16 protein-coding genes are annotated in these 20,844 nt (G+C 73.2%); 10 read left to right on the plus strand and 6 right to left on the minus strand.

Annotation, left to right across the window (positions count from 1 at the left end):
- Nucleotides 1-92 precede the first annotated feature (92 nt).
- From ACGFIE_RS23510 to ACGFIE_RS23550, 9 genes are all read left to right on the plus strand, one after another.
- Nucleotides 93-770: a Crp/Fnr family transcriptional regulator gene (locus ACGFIE_RS23510; protein WP_007466162.1), complete on the plus strand. Its 678-nt coding sequence runs from the start codon at nucleotides 93-95 to the stop codon at nucleotides 768-770.
- Nucleotides 771-913: 143 nt separating this feature from the next.
- The gene (locus ACGFIE_RS23515; RefSeq protein ID WP_393297898.1) at nucleotides 914-1,657 is read left to right on the plus strand and encodes a metallophosphoesterase family protein; all 744 of its coding nucleotides are present in this window, start codon (nucleotides 914-916) and stop codon (nucleotides 1,655-1,657) included.
- A gap of 453 nt (nucleotides 1,658-2,110) precedes the next feature.
- Nucleotides 2,111-2,731: a helix-turn-helix domain-containing protein gene (locus tag ACGFIE_RS23520; protein WP_363686637.1), complete on the plus strand. Its 621-nt coding sequence runs from the start codon at nucleotides 2,111-2,113 to the stop codon at nucleotides 2,729-2,731.
- Nucleotides 2,732-2,768: 37 nt separating this feature from the next.
- Nucleotides 2,769-3,566, plus strand: coding sequence for a TIGR03084 family metal-binding protein (locus ACGFIE_RS23525; RefSeq protein WP_393297901.1), 798 nt, complete (start codon nucleotides 2,769-2,771; stop codon nucleotides 3,564-3,566).
- The gene (locus tag ACGFIE_RS23530; protein WP_393297904.1) at nucleotides 3,563-5,227 is read left to right on the plus strand and encodes an acyclic terpene utilization AtuA family protein; all 1,665 of its coding nucleotides are present in this window, start codon (nucleotides 3,563-3,565) and stop codon (nucleotides 5,225-5,227) included. The genes ACGFIE_RS23525 and ACGFIE_RS23530 overlap by 4 nt, the downstream gene beginning before the upstream one ends.
- On the plus strand, nucleotides 5,224-6,420 hold the full coding sequence (locus tag ACGFIE_RS23535) for an acyl-CoA dehydrogenase family protein (RefSeq protein ID WP_393297907.1): 1,197 nt from the start codon (nucleotides 5,224-5,226) through the stop codon (nucleotides 6,418-6,420). The genes ACGFIE_RS23530 and ACGFIE_RS23535 overlap by 4 nt, the downstream gene beginning before the upstream one ends.
- A complete protein-coding gene (locus ACGFIE_RS23540) occupies nucleotides 6,417-8,018 on the plus strand; it encodes an acyl-CoA carboxylase subunit beta (protein ID WP_393297910.1) in 1,602 nt (533 codons plus the stop codon). The genes ACGFIE_RS23535 and ACGFIE_RS23540 overlap by 4 nt, the downstream gene beginning before the upstream one ends.
- A 14-nt stretch (nucleotides 8,019-8,032) precedes the next feature.
- Entirely contained in the window at nucleotides 8,033-10,132 is a 2,100-nt protein-coding gene (locus tag ACGFIE_RS23545; RefSeq protein ID WP_393297913.1) for a biotin carboxylase N-terminal domain-containing protein, read from the plus strand.
- Nucleotides 10,129-11,319 carry an acyl-CoA dehydrogenase family protein gene (locus ACGFIE_RS23550; protein WP_393297916.1) on the plus strand — a complete coding sequence of 397 codons (1,191 nt, stop codon included), beginning with the start codon at nucleotides 10,129-10,131 and terminating at the stop codon, nucleotides 11,317-11,319. The genes ACGFIE_RS23545 and ACGFIE_RS23550 overlap by 4 nt, the downstream gene beginning before the upstream one ends.
- Nucleotides 11,320-11,479: 160 nt before the next feature.
- Here the strand turns inward: ACGFIE_RS23550 and ACGFIE_RS23555 are convergent, their stop codons facing one another.
- Nucleotides 11,480-12,634, minus strand: coding sequence for a hypothetical protein (locus ACGFIE_RS23555; RefSeq protein WP_393297918.1), 1,155 nt, complete (start codon nucleotides 12,632-12,634; stop codon nucleotides 11,480-11,482).
- The gene (locus ACGFIE_RS23560) at nucleotides 12,631-13,572 is read right to left on the minus strand and encodes a transporter substrate-binding domain-containing protein (protein WP_393297921.1); all 942 of its coding nucleotides are present in this window, start codon (nucleotides 13,570-13,572) and stop codon (nucleotides 12,631-12,633) included. The genes ACGFIE_RS23555 and ACGFIE_RS23560 overlap by 4 nt, the downstream gene beginning before the upstream one ends.
- Before the next feature lie 168 nt (nucleotides 13,573-13,740).
- Here ACGFIE_RS23560 and ACGFIE_RS23565 point away from each other — a divergent pair, with 168 nt between their 5' ends.
- The gene (locus ACGFIE_RS23565; RefSeq protein WP_393297924.1) at nucleotides 13,741-14,082 is read left to right on the plus strand and encodes a hypothetical protein; all 342 of its coding nucleotides are present in this window, start codon (nucleotides 13,741-13,743) and stop codon (nucleotides 14,080-14,082) included.
- Here the strand turns inward: ACGFIE_RS23565 and ACGFIE_RS23570 are convergent.
- The 4 genes from ACGFIE_RS23570 to ACGFIE_RS23585 all read right to left on the minus strand — a co-directional run bounded on the left by ACGFIE_RS23570 (nucleotide 14,069) and on the right by ACGFIE_RS23585 (nucleotide 20,743).
- On the minus strand, nucleotides 14,069-15,577 hold the full coding sequence (locus ACGFIE_RS23570) for a serine/threonine-protein kinase (protein ID WP_363686657.1): 1,509 nt from the start codon (nucleotides 15,575-15,577) through the stop codon (nucleotides 14,069-14,071). The two genes, ACGFIE_RS23565 and ACGFIE_RS23570, sit on opposite strands and share 14 nt — an antisense overlap.
- A gap of 30 nt (nucleotides 15,578-15,607) precedes the next feature.
- Nucleotides 15,608-16,030 (minus strand): hypothetical protein, encoded by a 423-nt coding sequence (locus tag ACGFIE_RS23575; protein WP_393297927.1) that lies wholly within the window; start codon nucleotides 16,028-16,030, stop codon nucleotides 15,608-15,610.
- A 286-nt stretch (nucleotides 16,031-16,316) separates the two neighbouring features.
- A complete protein-coding gene (locus ACGFIE_RS23580; RefSeq protein ID WP_393297930.1) occupies nucleotides 16,317-19,916 on the minus strand; it encodes an adenylate/guanylate cyclase domain-containing protein in 3,600 nt (1,199 codons plus the stop codon).
- On the minus strand, nucleotides 19,913-20,743 hold the full coding sequence (locus ACGFIE_RS23585) for an MBL fold metallo-hydrolase (protein ID WP_393297933.1): 831 nt from the start codon (nucleotides 20,741-20,743) through the stop codon (nucleotides 19,913-19,915). The genes ACGFIE_RS23580 and ACGFIE_RS23585 overlap by 4 nt, the downstream gene beginning before the upstream one ends.
- Nucleotides 20,744-20,844: the final 101 nt, after the last annotated feature.

Consider the following 20,844-nt stretch of genomic DNA (forward strand, 5'->3'; position numbering starts at 1 on the left):
GTGCTCACGTGCGCCTAGACTTGGCGGCGCGCGAGGGGATCAGCGGACGGCGGCCCCGGCCGACGGACGGCACGCGCAACCGGAGGTGCGCGATGGATGAGGTACTGGCCCGCAGCGGGATCTTCCAGGGTGTCGACCCGGAAGCTGCCGAGGCGCTCGCCAAGGAGATGGAGACGATCGAGGTCCGCAAGGGCGAGATCGTCTTCAATGAGGGCGAGCCCGGCGACAGTCTCTATATCCTGCTGTCCGGGAAGATCAAGGTCGGCCGTCGGGCAGCGGACGGCCGGCAGAACCTGATCGCGGTGATGGGGCCGTCGGACATGGTCGGTGAGCTGTCGCTCTTCGACCCGGGTCCGCGTACGGCGACCGCCACCGCGGTGACCGACACCCGGCTGGTGCGGCTGCGCAAGCAGGCCCTGCGGCCGTGGCTCAACAACCGCCCGGAGATCGCCGAACAGCTGCTCCGGGTGCTCGCCCGGCGGCTGCGCCGGACCAACGACTCGCTCGCCGACCTGATCTTCACGGACGTGCCGGGCCGGGTCGCGAAGAACCTGCTCCAGATGGCCGGCCGGTTCGGCACGCGCGACGGCGGCGTGCTGCGCGTGACCCACGACCTCACGCAGGAGGAGATCGCCCAACTCGTCGGCGCCTCCCGGGAGACGGTCAACAAGGCGCTGGCCGACTTCGCCTCGCGCGGTTGGCTGCGACTGGACGGCAAGAGCATCATCATCCTGGACCCGGAGCGCCTCGCCCGCCGCGCCCGCGTCTGAGTGGTACGTCCCGTCCCCGCCTGCCGTCACCGACGGCAGGCGGGGACGTTTTCGTCTACCAGGCGTTTCCGTCTGTCCGGCGTTTCCGTCTGCCCGGCGCAGAATCGCTGGTGCGTGGACGCCGCTGGGGTGAGGGTGGGGCAATGCCGAACCGCGTTGCCGTGCTCTCCGACATCCATGGCGTACTCCCCGCGCTGGAGGCCGTTCTGGCCGAGCCGGACGTCGCCGCCGCCGATCTGATCGTGCTGACCGGCGACATCGCGACGGGCCCGCAGCCGGTCGAGGTGCTGGATCTGCTCGCCCAGCTGGGTGAGCGCGTCTGCTGGGTGGGCGGCAACTGCGAACGGGAGCTGGTTGAGGCGCGGGCCGGCAAGCCGGCGTCGATCGAGGTGTCGAACTGGGCCGCGGGGCAACTCCGCGACGATCAGGTGGCCCGACTCGCCGCGCTGCCGGCGACCGTGAGGTTGGAGATCGACGGCCTCGGCCCGACGCTGTTCTGCCACGCGACGCCTCGGGACGACGAGGAGGTGGTGCTCGTCGACTCCCGGATGGCACGCTGGGCGGAGGTGTTCGCGGGCCTGCCGGCCGAGGTCGCGACCGTGGTCTGCGGCCACACCCACATGCCCTTCACCCGGCTGGTCGACCGGCGCCTGGTGGTCAACCCGGGGAGCATCGGCATGCCGTACGGGGGCGCGGGCGCGTGGTGGGCACTGCTCGGGCCGGGCGTACAGCTGCGCCGCACCGCATTCGACGTGGACGCGGCCTGCGCCCGGGTGGCCGCGGAGTCGACCTACCCCGACGCCGCCGCCTGGGCCGACGAGTACCTGCGCTCCCAGCACAGCGACGCCGACGCCCTCGCCGTCTTCGGCCCCCGCGACGGCCGCTGACCTTCAGCGCCTCGAGGCAGCGGGCGGCCTCGACACTGCGCACGGCCTCGACACTGCGCGCGGCCTCGCCGTTTGGGCACGGCCTCGGCTGGCTGCCGAGAGCCGGCGCCGGGCCAACCAGCTGCGGCCGGAGGACCTCCCCTGCTGCCTGTAGAGCTGCCCCAGATCTGGGGCAGACGAAGCGCCGCCGCTGGTTGGCCCGGTCCTGGAGGCAGGTTCTACGGAGGCCGCGGAGACGGAGGCCGCGGAGACGGCGGCCGCGGAGACGGCGGCCGCGGAGACGGCGGCCGCCGAGGAGGAGAGCGCAGACGGCATCGCCGCCGCCCCACTCGTGGGGCAGGTCTACAGGGGCCAGGGAGGGCAGTCGAGGTCAGCCCGACCTGGGCACGAATCGCGGACCAGCCATAAAAAGTCAGTCTTGACTGTTTGTTTCGGAGGCCGCAGGCTGTTGCCGTGTCCGCCGCATCGACGTCCGCCGCATCGACCCGCGTTCCCCAGCAGGAGCGCAGTCGCGCCACCCAGGCCCGCCTGCTGGAGGCGACGGTCGACTGCCTGATCGAGCACGGCTGGTCCGGCACCACGACCACGGTCGTGGCGGCACGAGCCGGTGTCTCGCGAGGCGCGCAGTTGCACCACTACCCCACGAAGGCCGCGCTGGTGACGGCCGCCGTGGCCCACCTGGCCGAGCGCCGGGCCAACGAGCTGCGCACCGAGGCCGAGGCGTTGCCGGCCGGCCCGCAGCGACTGGATCGGGTGATCGACCTGCTCGGGGTGGCGTTCACCGGGCCGCTGTTCGTTGCCGCGCTCGAACTGTGGGTGGCCGCCCGCACCGACCGGGAGCTTCGCGACGCCCTGGTGCCGCTGGAGGCGACGGTAGGCCGGGAGATGCACCGACTCACCGTTGCCCTGCTCGGGGTCGACGAGCGTCGTCCCGGCGTGCGCGAGGCCGTGCAGGCCACCCTCGACCTGCTGCGCGGGCTCGGGGTGGCCAACCTGCTCAGCGACGACTCGGCCCGCCGTGCGGCCCTGCTCGGCACCTGGAAGCGCCAGCTCGCCACCCTCCTCACGCCCTGACCCCGGCCACACCGGCCCAGCACCGATCGGAGGCACCATGGTCGACCTCAGTGACCTGCTCAGGGATCTGGCCGACGAGTCCGCCGGCCTGGACGCGTTGGTGGCGCCGCTGTCGGCGGCCGACTGGGCCCGCCCGACACCGGCGGCGGGCTGGAGCATCGGGCACCAGATCGCCCACCTCGCCTGGACCGATCACGTGGCGCTGCTGGCCGCTACCGACGCCGAGGCGTTCTACGCGACGGTGACGGCCGCACCGGACCCGACCCGGATGGTCGACGCCGGCGCCGAGGCGTTCCTCGCCCCGCCCGTCGACCTGCTCGCTCGCTGGCGGGCCGGACGGGCGGCGCTCAGCGAGGCGCTCGTCGCGGTCCCGGCCGGCGAGAAGCTGCCCTGGTACGGCACCCGCATGTCGGCCACCTCGATGGCGACCGCCCGGATCATGGAGACCTGGGCGCATGGTGAGGACGTGGCCGACGCGCTCGGTGTCGTCCGCCCTGCCACCGATCGCCTCCGGCACGTGGCGCACCTCGGTGTGCGTACTCTCGGGCACGGTTTCGCCGCCCACGGCCGGCCGGTGCCGACGGCGCCGGTCCGGGTCGAGCTGTCCGGACCTGGCGGGGAGACGTGGAGCTGGGGTCCGGCGGAGTCCGTCGATCGCCTGACCGGTCCCCTCCTGGACTTCTGTCTGCTCGTCACCCGCCGCCGGCATCGCGCGGACCTCGCCCTGCTGGCCACCGGTCCCGTCGCCGACGAGTGGCTCGACGTGGCGCAGGCGTTCGCCGGCCCGCCGGGCAGCGGGCGCGAACCGGCCGGCCGGGGCGGAGTTCCGGCGTGATCCGCATCGGCAACGCCTCAGGCTTCTACGGCGACCGGTTCACCGCCTGGCGGGAGATGCTCGACGGCGGCGAGCTGGATGTGTTGACCGGCGACTACCTGGCCGAGCTGACCATGCTGATCCTCGGCCGGGACCGGCTACGCGACCCCGATCTCGGCTACGCGAAGACGTTCCTGCGCCAACTGGAGACGTGTCTGGGTACGGCCCTCGACCGGGGGGTGCGGATCGTGACAAACGCCGGCGGATTGAACCCGGCCGGTCTGGCCGCCGCCATCGAGGCGCTCGCCGGCCGTCTGGGCCTGTCGGCCCGGGTGGGGTACGTCGAAGGCGACGCGCTCCAGCGACCCGACGCGCTCACCGCGAACGCCTACCTGGGTGCGTTCGGGATCGCCGCCTGCCTCGACGCCGGTGCGGACGTGGTGGTGACCGGCCGGGTCACCGACGCGTCGCTTGTGGTCGGCCCGGCCATCGCCAGGTACGGGTGGGGGCGCGACGACCTCGACGAACTCGCCGGGGCGAGCGTCGCCGGGCACCTCCTGGAGTGCGGCGCGCAGGTCACCGGCGGCAACTTCAGCTTCTTCACCGAACTGCCCGACCGTGGGCACCGCCCGGGATTCCCGGTCGCCGAGGTGCACTCCGACGGCTCGTCCGTGCTCACCAAGCATCCGGGTACCGGTGGCGCGGTCACCGTGGAGACCGTCACCGCCCAGCTGCTCTACGAGATCGGCGGGCCGGCGTACCTGGGGCCGGACGTGGTCACCCGGCTGGACTCGGTGACGCTTCGTCCCGACGGTCCGGACCGGGTTCGGATCTCCGGCGTCCGGGGCACACCGCCGCCGTCGACGCTGAAGGTGGGCGTCAACAATCTCGGGGGCTTCCGGAACTCGATGACGTTCGTCCTCTGCGGGCTGGACATCGAGGCGAAGGCGGCGCTGGTGCGCGGGCAGATCGAGGAGGCGGTGGGCAAGGACGGACTCGAGTTCACCCTGGCGCGCACCGACCATCCGGACGCCGCCGACACCGAGGCGGCCAGCGCTCTGCTGCACGTACACCTGCGCGACAGCGACCGGGTGCGGGCCGGGCGGGCGTTCTCGGCCGCCGCGGTGGAGCTGGCGCTGGCCTCGTACCCGGGCTGCACGCTGACCACCCTCCCGGGGGACGCGACACCGTATGGCGTCTTCACCGCCGGCGCGGTGCCGCAGGACGCGGTGGCGCACGTCGCGGTGCTGCCCGGCGGCGAGCGGGTGCCGATCCCCCCGCCGATCCGGACCGCCCCCACCGCCGAGCACGAAAGCGCCCCGGGCGGCGACGCTGCGGTCGAGGGCCCGACCCGGCGCGGCCCACTCGGCGAACTGGTCGGCGCGCGCTCGGGTGACAAGGGCGGCGACGCCAACCTCGGTGTCTGGGCGCGGTCGGAGGCCGGGTACGCGTGGCTGCGCGCCTGGTTGACAGTCGAGCGGCTGGCCGAGCTGCTGCCGGAGACGGCGTCGCTGTCGGTGCGGCGCTACGAGCTGCCGAACCTGCGCGCGGTCAACTTCGTGATCGAGGGCCTGCTCGGGGCCGGGGTGGCCGCGTCCACCCGGTTCGATCCGCAGGCCAAGGCCCTCGGTGAGCTGCTGCGCGCCCGGGTCGTCGACCTTCCCGCGGGAGTGCACCCGTGAGCATCGTGGACACTCCGGAGCGGCGGCAGCTGCGCGAGTTGACCCGGTCCTTTGTCACCCGGGAGGTGCTGCCGCACCTGGACGACTGGGAGCGCGCCGGCGAGGTCCCCCGGGCCCTGCACGCGACCGCCGCGAAGCTCGGCCTGCTCGGCATCGGCTTTCCCGAGTCGGTCGGCGGCAGCGGCGGTGACCTGCTCGACTTGATCACCGTGACCGAGGAGGTGATCCGCTCCGGCGGTTCGTCCGGCCTGGTCGCGGCCCTGTTCACGCACGGCATCGCGTTGCCGCACATGGTCGCCGCGGCAGGTGCCCGCACCGGCGGGTCGCTGGGCGGCCGGCTCGGCAGCACCCCGTCGCCGGGCGACGACGGCCTGATCGACAGGTACGTCCGGCCCACCCTGGCCGGCACGATGATCGGCGCGCTGGCGATCACCGAGCCGGACGGCGGCTCCGACGTGGCCGGCATCCGCACCACCGCCCGCCGCGACGGCGACCACTACGTGGTGAACGGGTCGAAGACGTACATCACCAGCGGCCACCGGGCCGACTTCGTCACCACGGCGGTGTGTACCGGCTTTTCCGGCAGCGGCGAACTCACCCTGCTGGTCATCGACAAGGGGTTGCCCGGCTTCACCGTGGGACGCCGGCTAGAGAAGTTGGGCTGGCACTGCTCGGACACCGCCGAGCTGTCCTTCGCGGACGTACGGGTGCCGGTCGCCAACCGGATCGGCGCGGAGAACACAGGCTTCCTGGCGATCATGCAGCACTTCGCCGCCGAGCGACTGTCGCTGGCCACCCAGGCGTACGCGACCGCGCAGCGCTGCGTCGAGCTGGCGGTGCGCTGGTGCCGGGACCGGGAGACCTTCGGGCGTCCGCTGGCCAGCCGGCAGGTGGTCCGGCACCGGCTGGCCGAGATGCACACCCGCGCCGAGGCGGCCCGGTCGTACGTGCACGAGGTGGCCACCCGGGTGGCCGCCGGCGAGCCGGTGGTGACCGAGGTGGCGATGGCCAAGAACGTGGCGGTGGCCGCCTGCGACCAGGTCGTCGACCAGGCGCTGCAACTGCATGGCGGCTTCGGCTATCTGCGTGACGCCGAGGTGGAGCGGCACTACCGGGACGCCCGGATCCTCGGCATCGGCGGCGGCACCACCGAGATCATGAACGAGATCATCGCGAAGGGCATGGGCCTGTGACGACTCTGGACAGCGCGGTCGACCCAGCCGCGCCCGCGTACGCGGCGAACCGGGCGGCGCTGCTCGAACGGCTGACCGAGTTGGACGCCGTACTGGACCAGGCGCGGGCGGGCGGTGGCGAGAAGTACGTGACCCGGCACCACAAGCGCGGCAAGCTGCTCCCCCGGGAGCGGATCGAGCTGCTGGTGGACGCGGACAGCCCGTTCCTGGAGCTGTCACCGGTAGCCGCGTACGGCACGGACTTCCCGGTCGGGGCCAGCGTGGTCACCGGCATCGGGGTGGTCGAGGGCGTGGAGTGCCTGATCGTCGCCAACGACCCGACGGTACGCGGCGGCGCGGTCAACCCGTGGTCCCTCGCCAAGACCCGGCGGGCCGGCGAGATCGCCCTGGCCAACCGGCTGCCCATGGTCAACCTGGTCGAGTCGGCCGGAGCGGACCTGCCCACCCAGGCGGAGATCTTCATTCCGGGCGGTCGGGTGTTCCGGGACCTGACCCGGCTCTCGGCGGCAGGCATCCCCACGGTCAGCGTGGTCTTCGGCAACGCCACAGCCGGTGGCGCGTACGTGCCGGGGATGTCCGATCACGTGATCATGATCCGGGACCGGTCGCAGGTCTACCTGGCCGGGCCACCGCTGGTGAAGATGGCGACCGGCGAGGTGACCGACGACGAGTCGCTGGGCGGGGCGGCGATGCACGCCGCCACATCGGGGCTCGCCGACTACCTGGCCGCCGACGAGCGGGACGGCATCCGGCTGGCCCGGCAGTGCGTACGCCGGTTGAACTGGCGCAAGCAGGGTCCGTCGCCGCGCACGGCGGTGCCGCAGCGGCCGAAGTACGACCCGGAGGAGCTGCTCGGCATCGTCAGCTCCGATCTGAAGGTGCCGTTCGACCCCCGGGAGGTGCTGGCCCGGATCCTGGACGGCAGCGACTTCGACGAGTTCAAGCCGGCGTACGGGGACGCGCTTGTCACCGGCTGGGGTGAGCTGCACGGATATCCGGTGGGCGTGCTGGCCAACGCCCGGGGCGTGCTGTTCAGCGCGGAGGCTCAGAAGGCGGCCCAGTTCATCCAGCTCGCGAACGCGTCCGACACACCGTTGATCTTCCTGCAGAACACCACCGGCTACATGGTCGGCACCGAGTACGAGCAGCGCGGCATCATCAAGCACGGCGCCCTGATGATCAACGCGGTGTCCAACTCGACGGTGCCGCACCTGACGGTCAACCTGGGCGCCTCGTACGGGGCCGGCAACTACGGCATGTGCGGCCGGGCGTACGAGCCGAGGTTCCTGTTCACCTGGCCGAACGCCAAGTCGGCGGTGATGGGCCCGGCGCAGCTGGCGGGGGTGCTGTCGATCGTGGCCCGGCAGGCCGCCGCGGCCCGGGGTCGCTCCTTCGACGAGGACTCCGACGCGGCGATGCGGATGATGGTCGAGCAGCAGATCGAGTCGCAGTCCGGAGCGCTCTTCCTCTCCGGTCGGCTCTACGACGACGGGGTGATCGACCCCCGGGACACCCGTACCGTCCTCGGGCTCTGCCTCTCGGCGATCCACAACGGACCGGTGCGGGGCGCCGAAGGCTTCGGCGTCTTCCGGATGTAGAGAGAGGGCCACCCATGATCGACAGGCTGCTCGTGGCCAACCGTGGGGAGATCGCCCGTCGCGTCTTCGCCACCTGCCGCGCCATGGGCGTGCAGACCGTCGCCGTGCACTCCGACGCGGACGCCGACGCGCCGTTCGTGGCCGAGGCCGACCAGGCGGTCCGGCTGCCGGGTGACACTCCGGTCGAGACGTACCTGCGAATCGAGCTGATCCTGGACGCGGCCCGGCGCAGCGGCGCGGACGCCGTCCACTCCGGCTACGGGTTTCTCGCTGAGAACGCCGAGTTCGCGGCGGCGGTGACCGACGCCGGCCTCACCTGGGTCGGGCCGCCGGCGAAGGTGATCGCCGCGATGGGCGACAAGCTGGCGGCGAAGGCCCTGCTCGCCGAGGCGGGCGTGCCGATGCTGCCGAGTTGGACCGACACCGACGAGGTCACCGACTTCCCGGTGCTGGTGAAGGCGTCCGCCGGTGGCGGCGGCCGAGGCATGCGGGTCGTCCGGGACGCCGCCGGGCTTTCCGAGGCCGTCGCCTCCGCGCGCCGCGAGGCGGCCGCCGCGTTCGGCGACGGCACGGTCTTCATCGAGCGGTACGTCGAGCGCGGCCGGCACGTCGAGGTGCAGATCTTCGGCGACACCCACGGGACGGTTGCAGCGCTCGGTGAGCGGGACTGCTCGATCCAGCGGCGGCACCAGAAGATCATCGAGGAGACCCCGGCGATCGTCGACCCGAAGCTGCGGGCCCGTCTGCACGAGGCGGCGGTGTCGGCCGGCCGTGCCGTCGACTACGTCGGCGCGGGCACTGTGGAGTTCCTGCTCGCGCCGAGCGGGGAGTTCTTCTTCCTGGAGATGAACACCCGCCTCCAGGTCGAGCACCCGGTCACCGAGGCGGTCACCGGGCTGGACCTGGTCCGGTGGCAACTGCTCGTCGCCGAGGGCGAGCCACTGCCGCTCGGGGCCACCCCGCCGGTCGACGGCCACGCGATCGAGGTTCGCCTCTGCGCCGAGGACCCGGCCCAGGGCTTCCGCCCGGCCACCGGCACCCTGCACCGGTTCGCGATCCCCGGCGTATCGGGCGGGTTCGCGCCCACGAAGGGGCTGCGACTCGACTCTGGCGTGGTGGACGGCTCGACGGTAGGCGTGCACTACGACTCGATGCTGGCCAAGGTGGTCGCGTGGGCGCCGACCCGCGCCGAGGCCGCACGGGCCCTCGCCGGCGCGTTGGCCCGCGCCGAGATCCACGGCGTCACCACCAACCGGGACCTGCTCGTCCGGGTGCTGCGCAGCCCGGAGTTCGATGCGGTACGGGTCGACACCGGTTTCCTCGACAGGCATCCGGAGGTGTTCGCGCCCCTGCTGCCCGCGGACCGGCTCCCGCTGGCCGCCCTCGCGGCGGCGCTCGCCTCGGCCGCCGCCCGTCGCGCCGACGCCCGGGTACTGGCCGGGCTGCCGTCGGGGTGGCGCAACGTGCCGGCCGTCGCGCAGCTCAGCCGCTTCACCGGCCGGGACTGCGAGATCGAGGTCCGCTACCGGCTGGACCGCGCGGGCGGGCTCGCCGAGTGGTCCGTCGACCACAGCGCCGCCGACCCCGAGTCGGCCGACAGCAGCGCCGCCGACAACAGAGCCGCCGGCCGCAGCGCCGCCGACAGCAGCGTCGCCGGCCCCGGCGCTGAGCCGTCGGCTGTCGCGCTGGTCGGAGCCGCCCCGGCCCGGGTGGTGCTCGACGTCGACGGGGTGCGGCAGGCGTACCGCGTACACCGGGTGGGGTCGGAGGTCTTTGTGGACGGCCCGGACGGGGCGGCGAGCCTCGTCGAGCTGCCGCGTCTCCCGCTGCCCACCGCGGCGGTGGCGGCCGGGTCGCTGCTCGCGCCGCTGCCCGGTGCGGTGACCCGGGTGCACGTCCAGGTCGGCCAGCGGGTCACGGCCGGCGATCCACTGCTCACCCTGGAAGCGATGAAGCTGGAACACCAGGTGCTGGCCCCGACCGACGGTGTGGTCACCGAGCTGCCGGTGCCGACCGGCGGCCAGGTGCGGACGGGCGCGGTGCTGGCCGTCATCGACGGCTCCCCCGCTGCCGGCGACCCGACGCCGTCGAACCCCGAGGAGGACCTCCGATGACCTTCGACCTCACCCCCGAACAGGACCAGCTGCGCGACGCCGTGCGGGCGCTCGGCCGCCGCTACGGTCACTCCTACTTCGTCGAGAAGGCGAAGGCCGGTGAGCACACCACCGAGCTGTGGGCGGAGGCCGGCCGGCTCGGCTACCTGGGGGTCAACATCCCCACCGAGTACGGCGGCGGGGGCGGCGGCATCACCGAGCTGGCCATCGTCTGCGAGGAGCTGGCAGCGGCGGGATGCCCGCTGCTGCTGCTTGTGGTCTCCCCCGCCATCGCGGCGACAGTGCTCGCCCGGCACGGCACCGAGGAGCAGCGCAAACGGCACCTGCCCGGCCTGGCGGACGGCTCGGCGAAGATCGTCTTCGCGATCACCGAGCCGGAGGCCGGTTCCAACTTCCACCGGCTCGGCACGGTGGCTCGCCGCGACGGCGACGACTGGCTGCTGAACGGCCGCAAGTGCTACATCTCCGGGGTCGACGAGGCCGGACACGTGCTGGTCGTGGCGCGTGTCGCCGTCGATGACGGCCCAGCCGGTTCAGCGGACGCGTCCCCGCAGAAGCTCAAGCCGGCGCTGTTCCTGGTGCCTACCGACGCGGCGGGCCTGACCCGGTCCAAGTTGGACATGGAGATCGTCTCCCCGGAGAACCAGTTCCTGCTCTACCTCGACGACGTGCGGGTGCCCGCCGACGCGCTGCTCGGTGAGTCCCTGGACGCCGGTCTGCCGGCGCTCTTCGCCGGGCTCAACCCGGAGCGGATCACGGTGGCGGCGATGGGCGCGGGCACCGGCCGGTACGCCATCGAACGGGCCAGCGAGTACACCGCCACCCGCAAGGTCTGGGGTGGCCGCAGCATCGGCTCGCACCAGGGCGTGTCGCATCCCCTCGCCCACGCGGCGGTGCAGGTGGAACTGGCCCGCCTCATGATCCAGAAGGCGGCCACCCTGTACGACGCCGGCCGTGACCTGGAGGCCGGGGTGGCCGGCAACATGGCCAAGTACGCGGCCGGGGAAGCCGCCGCGCTCGCCGTGGACACCGCCGTCCAGGCCCTCGGCGGGGCGGGCATGACCACCGAGTACGGGGTGGCCACCCTGCTCGGCGCGGTACGGGCCGGCCGGATCGCCCCGGTCAGCCGGGAAATGATCCTCAACTTCGTCGCCCAGCACGTCCTCGGCCAGGACAAGTCCTACTGAGCGTGCCGGCCGGGTCCGCCAGGCCGGTGATCGACACCGGTTTCTTGATTCCGGGGTGTCCAAGGCCCAACGATGCCCCGACTTCATGGAACCCGGTGTCGATCACCTGCGGTCCGTTGCCTGGCTACGCCCGCTGCGGGCCCGGCCAGCCCTCGCGAGCTCAGCCGGGGGCGCGGCAGGCGGCGTCGATGCGGTGCACCGGGCGTACGCGGCGGCCCATCCCCTCCAGCAGCGAGTCCTCGATGTGGAAGTCGTGGATCCGCAGCCGGTGTCGGGGCAGTTCGTCCTCGCTCGGGCAGAGCACCTGCGCGCGTACCAGGCCGACGGGCACGTACCGGACTCCACCCCGTTCCTGCAGGATCACCATGCTGACGTCGTCGGTGGTGACCACGTGCCCGCGTACGTCCTCGGTCGGGCCGTTCTCGGCACCCACAGTCGTGACGGTCAGCGGTAGCACCGGTGTACTGATCACCGGCACCGCGGCCCAGACCAGCATGGCCAGCACCGCCACCTCGGTCAGCGACGCCAGCGGGCGGATCACCACGTCGGGCAGCGGCCCGGCGATGAAGAGCGCCAACACCGGCGGTACGGCGAGGAGCGCCAGGACCAGCAGCTCGCCCTGCCCGGCAGCGTCGCGCAGGGTGGGCAGCAGGAACCAGCCGTACCCGGCGAGCAGCACGGCGATCACCAACAGACGGGGTACGACCCACTCGTGCAGCCGGTCCGGACGGAGCTGGAACGCCGCCGCGAACGCCGGCAACAACAGCGGCAGATAGAGCAGCGGCCAGGTGAGCAGGGCCAGCAGGAAGCTCGCCATCACAACCCAGGCCGGGGTGAGGTCGGCCCAACGGGCGAACAGCGGGCGACGAAGAGTGCCTTGCGGCAACCTGTCCACGCTCACGGCAAGCACCGCGCCGAGCGCGAAGACGGCGACCAGCCCGGTGGAGAGCAGCCGGGCGGCGGTGGTCAGGAACCCGGCGAGCAGGTTGACCGGCCCGACGTTGGCGACCAGCAGCAGCGTGGTCTGGAGTTCCCCGCCGGCCTCCACGCCGAGTCGCAGCACCGAGAAGATCGCCGGCACGCCCACGACCGCCGTCCAGAACGACTGGCTGGCCCGTGCCCGCCGCTCGGCCGGGTCCCATCGCACCGGCACCTGCTCGACGTCGGCGACCGGCCCGGCGGGTTCGGCCCGCGGCACCCCGGTGGGCCATCCGGCGGCGTCCACCGCGACGTGGTCGGTCGGCACGGACGCCCGGGGCGGCGGGACCGCGCCGTGGGCGCTCGCGTCACCGGTGCCTGTTGGCGCCGTGCTCACCGCCGGGGCGCCTTGTCGTCGAAGTCGACAAGCTTCGGCACCTCCAGCGGCTGGGGCTGGTTCTTCTCGACGCGCAGCCACGGGCCCAGGGTCCGGTTGTACGCCGTCAGCCACGGGCTGGCCTGCCCGTCGCGGCCCTGCTGGTAGCTCTTCTGCAGGAAGTAGGCGACCAGGTCGCGCAGCGCCGGATCGCCGATCGGCACGCCGATCCCCAACAGCTCGCTCGTGCCGAAGGGCAGGTCGACGATCTCGAACTCCTTGGGGTACGTGGCCAGGAAGCCCGCGAGAATCGTCTCGTCCGAGCTGACGGCGTCGTACCGGCCGGCCCGGATGCCGGCCACGCAGTCCCACACGTTTTTCACCACCAGCGCCTTGACCTGGCGCTTCTCCAGCTCACCCTCGGTGGTGGAGCCGCCGCTGGTGCAGACCTTGTACTTCGGGTCGCGCAGGTCTTCCAGGGTGCGGATCTTGTCCTTCAGCCGGACCGGCACCATCACCTCCTGCGTGGTGACGAAGTACGGCCCGGCGAAGCTGACCAGCTTCTTGCGCTCCTCCGTCATCGAGAAGCTGGACACCACCAGGTCCACAGTGCCGCCCTGCAGGTACGGGATCCGGTCCTCGGTGGCCGCCGACACGAACTCCAACTGCTGCTCGCCCTCGTAGCCGAGGGAAGCGGCGATGTACCGACCGATCTCGACGTCGAAGCCGACGTGCTCGCCGTTGCGGAGGTCACCCATCAACGGCTCGTTGGTGGCGACGCCGATGCGCAGCTTCGACTGCCCGTAGATGTGCGACTCTCGTATCTTCTCCTGCACCGACTGCCGGTCCGGCTCCTTCCGACTGTCACAGCCGGCAGCGGCGGCCAGGGTGAGGGTCAGCGCGACCGCCAGCGTCGTCGCGACCGCGCGGAGCCGGGACCGGGAACTGCGTACGTTCATGGCGACCTCGCTGACGAAGCAGTCTGCGGAACACCGAGAGTAGCGAGTACGGTCCACTGGGTGTGCACGCCCGCCGGTCAGGTGGGCTGGCCCGTTCGATGAACGCCGATCGGCGCGGCGGATCGCCTCTCCGGTTGACAGCGGACCCGGCCACGACATGCTGGAGGGGTGAGTCGACTGTCCAGGATCGATGCGCGGATGGTGGCGGCGGTCGCCGCGCCGGGAGCCGTCGCGCTGCTGGCCCTGCTTGTCGTTCTGCGCCGGCAGGACCTTCTCGGTGTGGTTCTCGCCCTGCTCTGCGTGCTGCTGGCCATGGTCGCCGCGGTCGCCGTGTCCGCCGCCCGCCAGCGTGCCGAACCGGAGCCGGTGGACCAACCGCACGCCACCGCCCCGCCGGACCTGATGCCCTACGGGATCGACGCGGACACGCTCGACGCCCTGGACAGCCGGGACGCGTTGCGTGGGGTGCGTGACCGGGGCCGGTCGCGCGGCGGGCTCAGCGACCGGTGAGAGTGGGCGCGGTGAGCGCGTCGACGCCGCGCCCCGCCAGGCACCGGTAGACCCGGTCGACGTTGCCGTCCACCGGTGGCAACACCTCCAGATGCCAGCCGACCGGCTCGGTGATCTCCGTGGTCAGTCGGAACGTCATGGTGCTGCACACCTGCCGCACCGACTCGGCGGCGACCACATCGTCGTAGTTCGCGCCGACGAGCGGCACGGGCAGGATGCCTTCGGCGTACGTCTCCCAGGTGTGCCGGCCGTCGCAGGGAACCCGGGTCGCCTCGGCGCGGGCGCCGCGGATGCGTACCGGACCGAAGCACTCCAGCTCGGGCAGGCAACGGGCACCGCTGGGCAGCTCGGTCGGCGTGCCGGCGTCTGTCGTACAGCCGGGTAGCGGCCCGGTCGCCGCGACCTGGCTGACGGAGGGGGACGGGTCTGGAGGTGGGCCACTGCTCGCCAGCCAGGCGCCGGTGGTGGCCGACGCGGCGAGCGCCAGCACTCCGGCACCGCCGAGGAACCAGCGCCGCCGCCAGCGCCGGCCGCCGGGAACGCTGGGGCGGGTGTCCTCGACCGGGGGACGAGGGCCCGGCTGGCCGGTGCCGTACAGGCCGGACCGGCTCGGGGCGCCGCTCGTCGGAGCGCCGCTCGTCGGCACACCGCTCACCGGGGCGGACGGCGAGCCGAACGGCAGGTTGGCGAGCAGGTCGTGCAGTTCGAGGGCGGAGGGCCGCTCGGCCGGGTCGTTTGTCATGCCGAGGCGCAGCACGTCGATCAGCTCGTCCGGTACGCCCGGCAGGCCGGGAATCGGCTGGTTGAACATCTCCAGCACGGTCACCAGGCTGGGGTTGCGCTCGGACTGCCAGCGGGGCGGCCGGCCGTGCATCACCGCGTAGAGGGTGGCGCAGAGCGCGTACACGTCGACGGCCGGCGACGGCGGGCTGTGGCTGAACATCTCCGGCGGCGCGTACGCCGGGGTGAGCACCTCCAGGGTGACCGAGGCGTCCCGCGCCTCGGCCAGCACGGCCAACCCGAAGTCGGCAAGCACCGCCGAGTTGAAGTGCGAGTAGAGGATGTTCGCGGGCTTCACGTCCCGGTGCAGCACTCCGGCCCCGTGCGAGTGCGCCAACGCGTCCGCGATCTTGATGCCGAGGTCGCGGGCCTCCACCGGGCCGAGCGGCGAGCTGCGCATCCGCTCGGCGTACGACCCGTCACAGAGCTCCATGATCAGGTAGGGGTGCTGGTCGACTGTGACACCGACGTCGAAGAGGTCCACCACGTGCGGGTGCGACGACATCCGCCCGGCAGCCCGCGCCTCGCGCAGGAACCGGGCCTGGTCGCGCTCGCTGTCCAGCGTGCGGTTCTCGACCTTGACGGCCACCTCTCGACCGACCGAGATCTGGGTCGCTTGGTAGACGGTGGCGTAACCACCACGGGCAAATACCCGCAAATCGGTCAGACCGGGCACGATCGGCACCGGCAAGCCGCCGGTCGGGGTGTCGGTCACCGCTCGAAAATACCCAACCCGGCCGGCGGCTCAGCGCACCGCGTCGGCCGGTGCGCCCCGGCGGGTGTCCGCGCGCAGGCCGATCGCGGTGGCCAGTGCGCCCAGCCCCTCCCAGGCGGCCACCCCGAAGAACCGGTCGGGAGCGATGTCGGCCAGCACGGCGATGCTGAACACGGTGAAGGTGACCAGCCGGAAGACCACCGTGAACCGGTAGAACGCCCGCCACTCGGTGACCGTGGCGAGCAGGTAGTAGACGCCCATGTTGAACGACGCCATCGAGGACGCCAGCAGGAACGTGCCGGTGTAGTCACCGGCGCCACGCGTGGCCGGCACCTCGAACCCGAGCAGGCGTAGCTGCGCCTCCGGCCAGAGCAACCCGACCGCGCCCATCGCCAGCGCCAGCACGCCGAAGACCGCGATGGTCCAGCCCGCGACGGAACGCGGCAGCTTCATGATGGCCTCCCCAGGCACGGCGACGGTCACCACTGTGGACCAGCGCGCGGTGGTGACACGCTAGCCCCTCACCCCGACCACCACATCCCCAGAACCGCCAAAACCGCCCACCCCACCCCACCCCACCCCCACCCCACCCCACCCCACCCCACCCCCACCGCGTTGATCATGAAGTTATTGCCACCGACACCGGCGTGTCGGCGCAATAACTTCATGATCAACGGACCCAGAGGGGCCGGAGGCCAGAGGGGCCGGGGGGCCGGGGGGTCGGGGAGGGGGGTGGGGTTCAGGGGGTGGTCAGGCGAGCTTGTAGGGAGTCTGCTGCTGCTCGTTCGCTGCGTTGTTCGGTGGCGTACGCGAGGCGGACCGCCGCCTCGGCGCAGGAGCGGGCCTCGACCGTGTGGCCGCAGGCCGCCAGCGCCTCGGCCAGCACGCTCGCCGCGATCACCTGACTGCGCACGTCCTCGGCGGGCGCGGTCACCGCCCGTCGCGCCCAGTCCAGCGCCTGCTCCCGCTGCCCGTGAGCGAGCAGCGCCGACGCGTACCGGGCCATGGTCTGGCGGCGGGAGAAGAGCAGGGAGGGCGCGGTGGCGGCGGCCGTCGCCACCGGGGCCAGCAGCCCGACCGCTGTCGCCGGGTCACCGGCGGCCAGCCGGGCGGTGGCCAGCAGCACCCGGGGCGCTACCTGCGCAGGCGCCTGCGGGTTGTGCGGTTCGACAGTCGTCAGCACCGCTCGGGCGGCCCGCTCGGCGGTCTCGTGGTCGCCCATGTCCAGCGCCACGAAGCCGCGCAGCGTGCCGGCCATTCCGGTGAGCAGCGGGTGCGAGGTCTGCTCGGCGTACACCAGGGCGTCGGTGAGCAGATCGGCCGCGTGCTCCGGCTCGCCCAGCCCACGCGCCACGACGGCCCGGACGACAAGCGCGAACCCGCGCCCCCAGTCGTCGGACGCGGCGGCGAACTCGCGGTACGCCCGGCGGGCCTCCCGGTCCGCCTCGGCCAGCTCGCCCAGCTCGGCGGTGGCGAACGCCGCGACCGCGCGCAGCGTGCCCACCGCCCACGCTTCGCCGACCCGCTCGCCGAAGGGCAGGAAGACCTGCGCCATCCGGCACGCCTCGCGCAGCCGGCCGGCGAGCAGCCGGGCGAAGGCGGTGGTGCCCCGCAGCCAGGCCCGCCCGTACGGATCCTTCAATTCGGCGAAGAGCCGGGCGGCCCGGCCGAGTACCGCATCGGTGCCGGCGAAATCGCCCCGGGTGGTGGTCACCCAGGCCAGGTTCTGCAGCGACCAGGCCTGCCCACGCCGATCCTGCGCGGCGAGGCTGACCTGGTACGCGGCGGCCAACCGGCTGCTCGCCTGGCTGAGCCGACCGGCCACGAAGTCGCCCATGCCGAGCCGGCGCATGGCGGACGCGCGCAGCGTGGGCAGGCCACCGGCCTTGGCCACCTGCAGCGCCTCCTGCCAGGCGGCCTCCGCCCGACCCTGGTCACCGAGGGTCTGCTGGGCCTGCCCGGCGAGCAGCAGGGCGCTGGCCCGGGTGGTGTCGTCCCCGGCGTTCGCGGCGATCTTCTCGGCGAAGGCGAGCGCGTCGACGACCCGACCGATCTGCAGCAGCGCACGGGCGTGTACCACCCGATCGATCGCCGGTATCCCGTCGCGGGCCAGTTCGCTGGCGCGTTCGGCGTACTCGATGGCGAGCGTGGGCTCCCCGGCGGACAGCGACCGGCGGGCGGCCCGGCCGAGCGCGGCGATCCCGAGCGGGACCACGGCGCGAGCCGGCGCGTCAGGTCGCAGTTTCACCGCGTCGGCGAGCGTGGCCGCCCGCTGGACGTGCATGGCGACGAAGTCGTCGCGGGCCTCCTCGGTGAACCCGCCCACCCCGCCGGTCGTGGCACCGTCGACGGGTGCCGCCCAGCGGGCCAGCGCGGCGTGCCGCTCGGCCAGCTCCGCCTTGCTCACCCCGGCGTACGCGGCTTCCCGCATGAGCGGGGTGGCGAACGCGTAACCGGCACGGCTGCGGTGCAGCATGCGGCGTTGCAGCAGCTCCTCGACGGCCCTGTCGAACTCCACGGCGACAACCGCCGAGGGCCTCCCGTCGCGGCCGGCCCGCTGCTCCCGCAGCGCTTCCAGCGCGCCTGTCGGCACGGTGTCACCGACCACCGCCGCGTCCCGCAGGACGGAACGGGCGTCCGGTGGCAGCGCGTCGATCCGGGCGGCGAGGACTGCCGCGAGGTCCCGGGAGAGCAGCCGGCTGCCCAGCGAACCGGGTACGAGGCGCCAGCCGGCCGACGTGCTCTGGTCACGGTCGACGGACGCCTGCCGCTCAGCGGTCAGCGCGCCGCGCTCGATCAGCAGGGTGACCAGCTCGGCGAGGTAGAACGGGTTGCCCTGAGCGGTGGCGAGCAGCCGGTCCGCGTCGGCCGGCGGCAGCTTCCCGCCGCCGAGGTAACTGGTGAGCAGCCGGGCGGCGTCGGCGCCCCGCAGCGGCGGCAGGGAGTGCACCTCGGCGTCGGCGACGCGGGTCAGCGCGCCGGCGGTACGGACGAGTTCGGGGCGGCCGAGCAGCAGGACGAGCACGGGGCCGGTCAGCCGGGACAGGGTCAGCCCGAGAGCGCTGATGGTCTCGGGGGTGGCGTCGTGCAGGTCGTCCACCACGATCACCAGCGGCGCCTCCGAGGCGAGGCCGCTGAGCAGGTCGGCGACGGCGTTCGGCACCGCCTCGGCGTCGGCCGGCGAGGCGGCCGAGCCCCACTCGCCGTTGTCGGTGCCGCCGTGCACCGGCAGTTCGGCGTAGCCGAGCAGGGCGAGCAGCTGGTCGGTGACGATCGGGGGCGTGTCGCCGCCGGCGCGGGCGAGCCGCTGACCGAGCCGGCGCAGCCGTTCCTCGACGGCCGGCCTGGTCAGCGCGGTGGCCGCGTCACTGGGTAGACCGACCGCGGCACGGACCAGGTCGGCCAGCGGCGCGAGCCGGCGTCGCTCACCGAAGGCGGCGCAGCGCACCGAGAGCACCCGCGCGCCGGTGTGCGCCGCGTACCGGCCGGCGCCCACGTCGTACCCGGCGGCGAGGCGCTCGACCTCGGCGGCGAACCGGGACTTGCCGATGCCCGCCTCGGCGGTCATCAGCAGCACCCGCGGGTCACCCTGGTCGATCACCTCGGCGAGTCGGCCGGCGACCCGGCCGATCTCGGTCTCCCGACCCACGTAGGGCGCCTCGTCGCCGAGACCCGACCGGGTGCCCGGCGCGTCCAGCAGACCCAGCAGCTCGTACGCCTCGACCGGCTCACGCTTGCCCTTGAGTCGCAGCGGGCGCAGCGCCCGCCAGGAGGCGACGTGTCGGGTCGCCGCGGCGGTCCGCCCGCCGGCGTAGACCGCGCCGACCGCGGCGGCGTCGGCCAGTCGGGCGGCGGTGTTCACCGTGTCGCCGATGACCGTGTATTCGATCGCGGCCTGGATGCCCGCGATGACGTCGCCGGTGTTCAGCCCGACGCGCAGACCGAGCGGCGCACCGCCGCCCCGCTCGTCGTCGAGCACGCGGCGGACGGCCCGCTGCATGGACAGGGCGGCCCGGACGGCCCGTTCGGCGTCGTCCTCGTGCGCCACCGGCGCCCCGAAGACCGCCATGATGCCGTCACCGGTCAGCTTGTCGACGTGCCCGCCGAAGGTCTTCACCGCGCCGGCCAGGGCCGCGAGCACCCGGTCGGTGACGGCGCCGACCCGTTCCGGGTCGAGGTCCTCCGACCAGGAGGTGAATTCGGAGAGGTCACCGAAGAGCACTGTGACGACCCGGCGCTCGGCCGCCGGCAACGTGGCGGCCGCCGGCAGCGCGGCACCGCAGTTGTGGCAGAACCGTGCGCCGGGGACAGCGACTGTTCCGCACACCGGGCAGGTCACATGTGCTCCAACCCACTGACCCCCGGCGCAGATTCCCCGGTGTCGACGCCCAGATACTCCAACTGGGCACGGACCGACCATTCCGCCGCCCACCAGAGCGACCGGTCCACGTCCGCGTAGACCGCCGCGACCACGTCCGCGGGCGTCCGCGCCCCGGCGTCCACCGCCGCCCGCACCTGGTCGAGCCGGGCCCGGCGGTGCGCGAGGTAGAAGGTGGCGGCCGCGGCGCAGTCGGCGAGCGCCGGGCCGTGCCCGGGCAGCGCCGCGATCCCGGTGTACGCGGACAGCAGCTCCAGGCTGCTCAGGTAGTCCCCCAGGTGCCCGTCCGGGTGGGCCACCACAGTGGTGCCACGGCCGAGGATGGTGTCACCGGTGAGCACCACCCGCTCGTCGTCGTGCTCCACCAGGAAGCAGACCGAGTCGGCGGTGTGCCCCGGGGTGTCCAGCAGTCGGATGTCCAGGCCGAGGCCGCCAAGGTGCCCATCGGTCAGGGGCGTGCCCCCGATGGTGTGCGCCGGGTCGACGGCGAGGACGTGCGTCCCGCCGAGCATCTCGCTGAGCCGGGCGGCGCCCTCGGTGTGGTCGGCGTGGCCGTGCGTGATCAGGATCAGCCCGATCGGGCCGTGTGCGGCGATCGCCGCCAGGTGCCCCTCGTCGGCCGGTCCGGGGTCGACGACAACTGCCGGTTCGCCCGGCGCCGCGCGCAGCAGCCAGGTGTTGGTGCCGTCGAGGGTCATCGGGCCGGGGTTCGGCGCGCGCAGCAGTGTCACCCAGCCCGGCAGACTGTCGGCAAGCGCCGCAGTCGCCCCCGTCACGTGCCCGCTCATGGCTGCGATCGTACGACCCCACCCGCCACGGCCCGCGATCATGCACGTCCGGCCCCTGATTCATCCCCGTTCAGGGCTTTCCTCCGGGCCGGCGGCGCACG

This window comes from Micromonospora sp. NPDC049275 (assembly GCF_043197115.1).
GTDB lineage: Bacteria > Actinomycetota > Actinomycetes > Mycobacteriales > Micromonosporaceae > Micromonospora.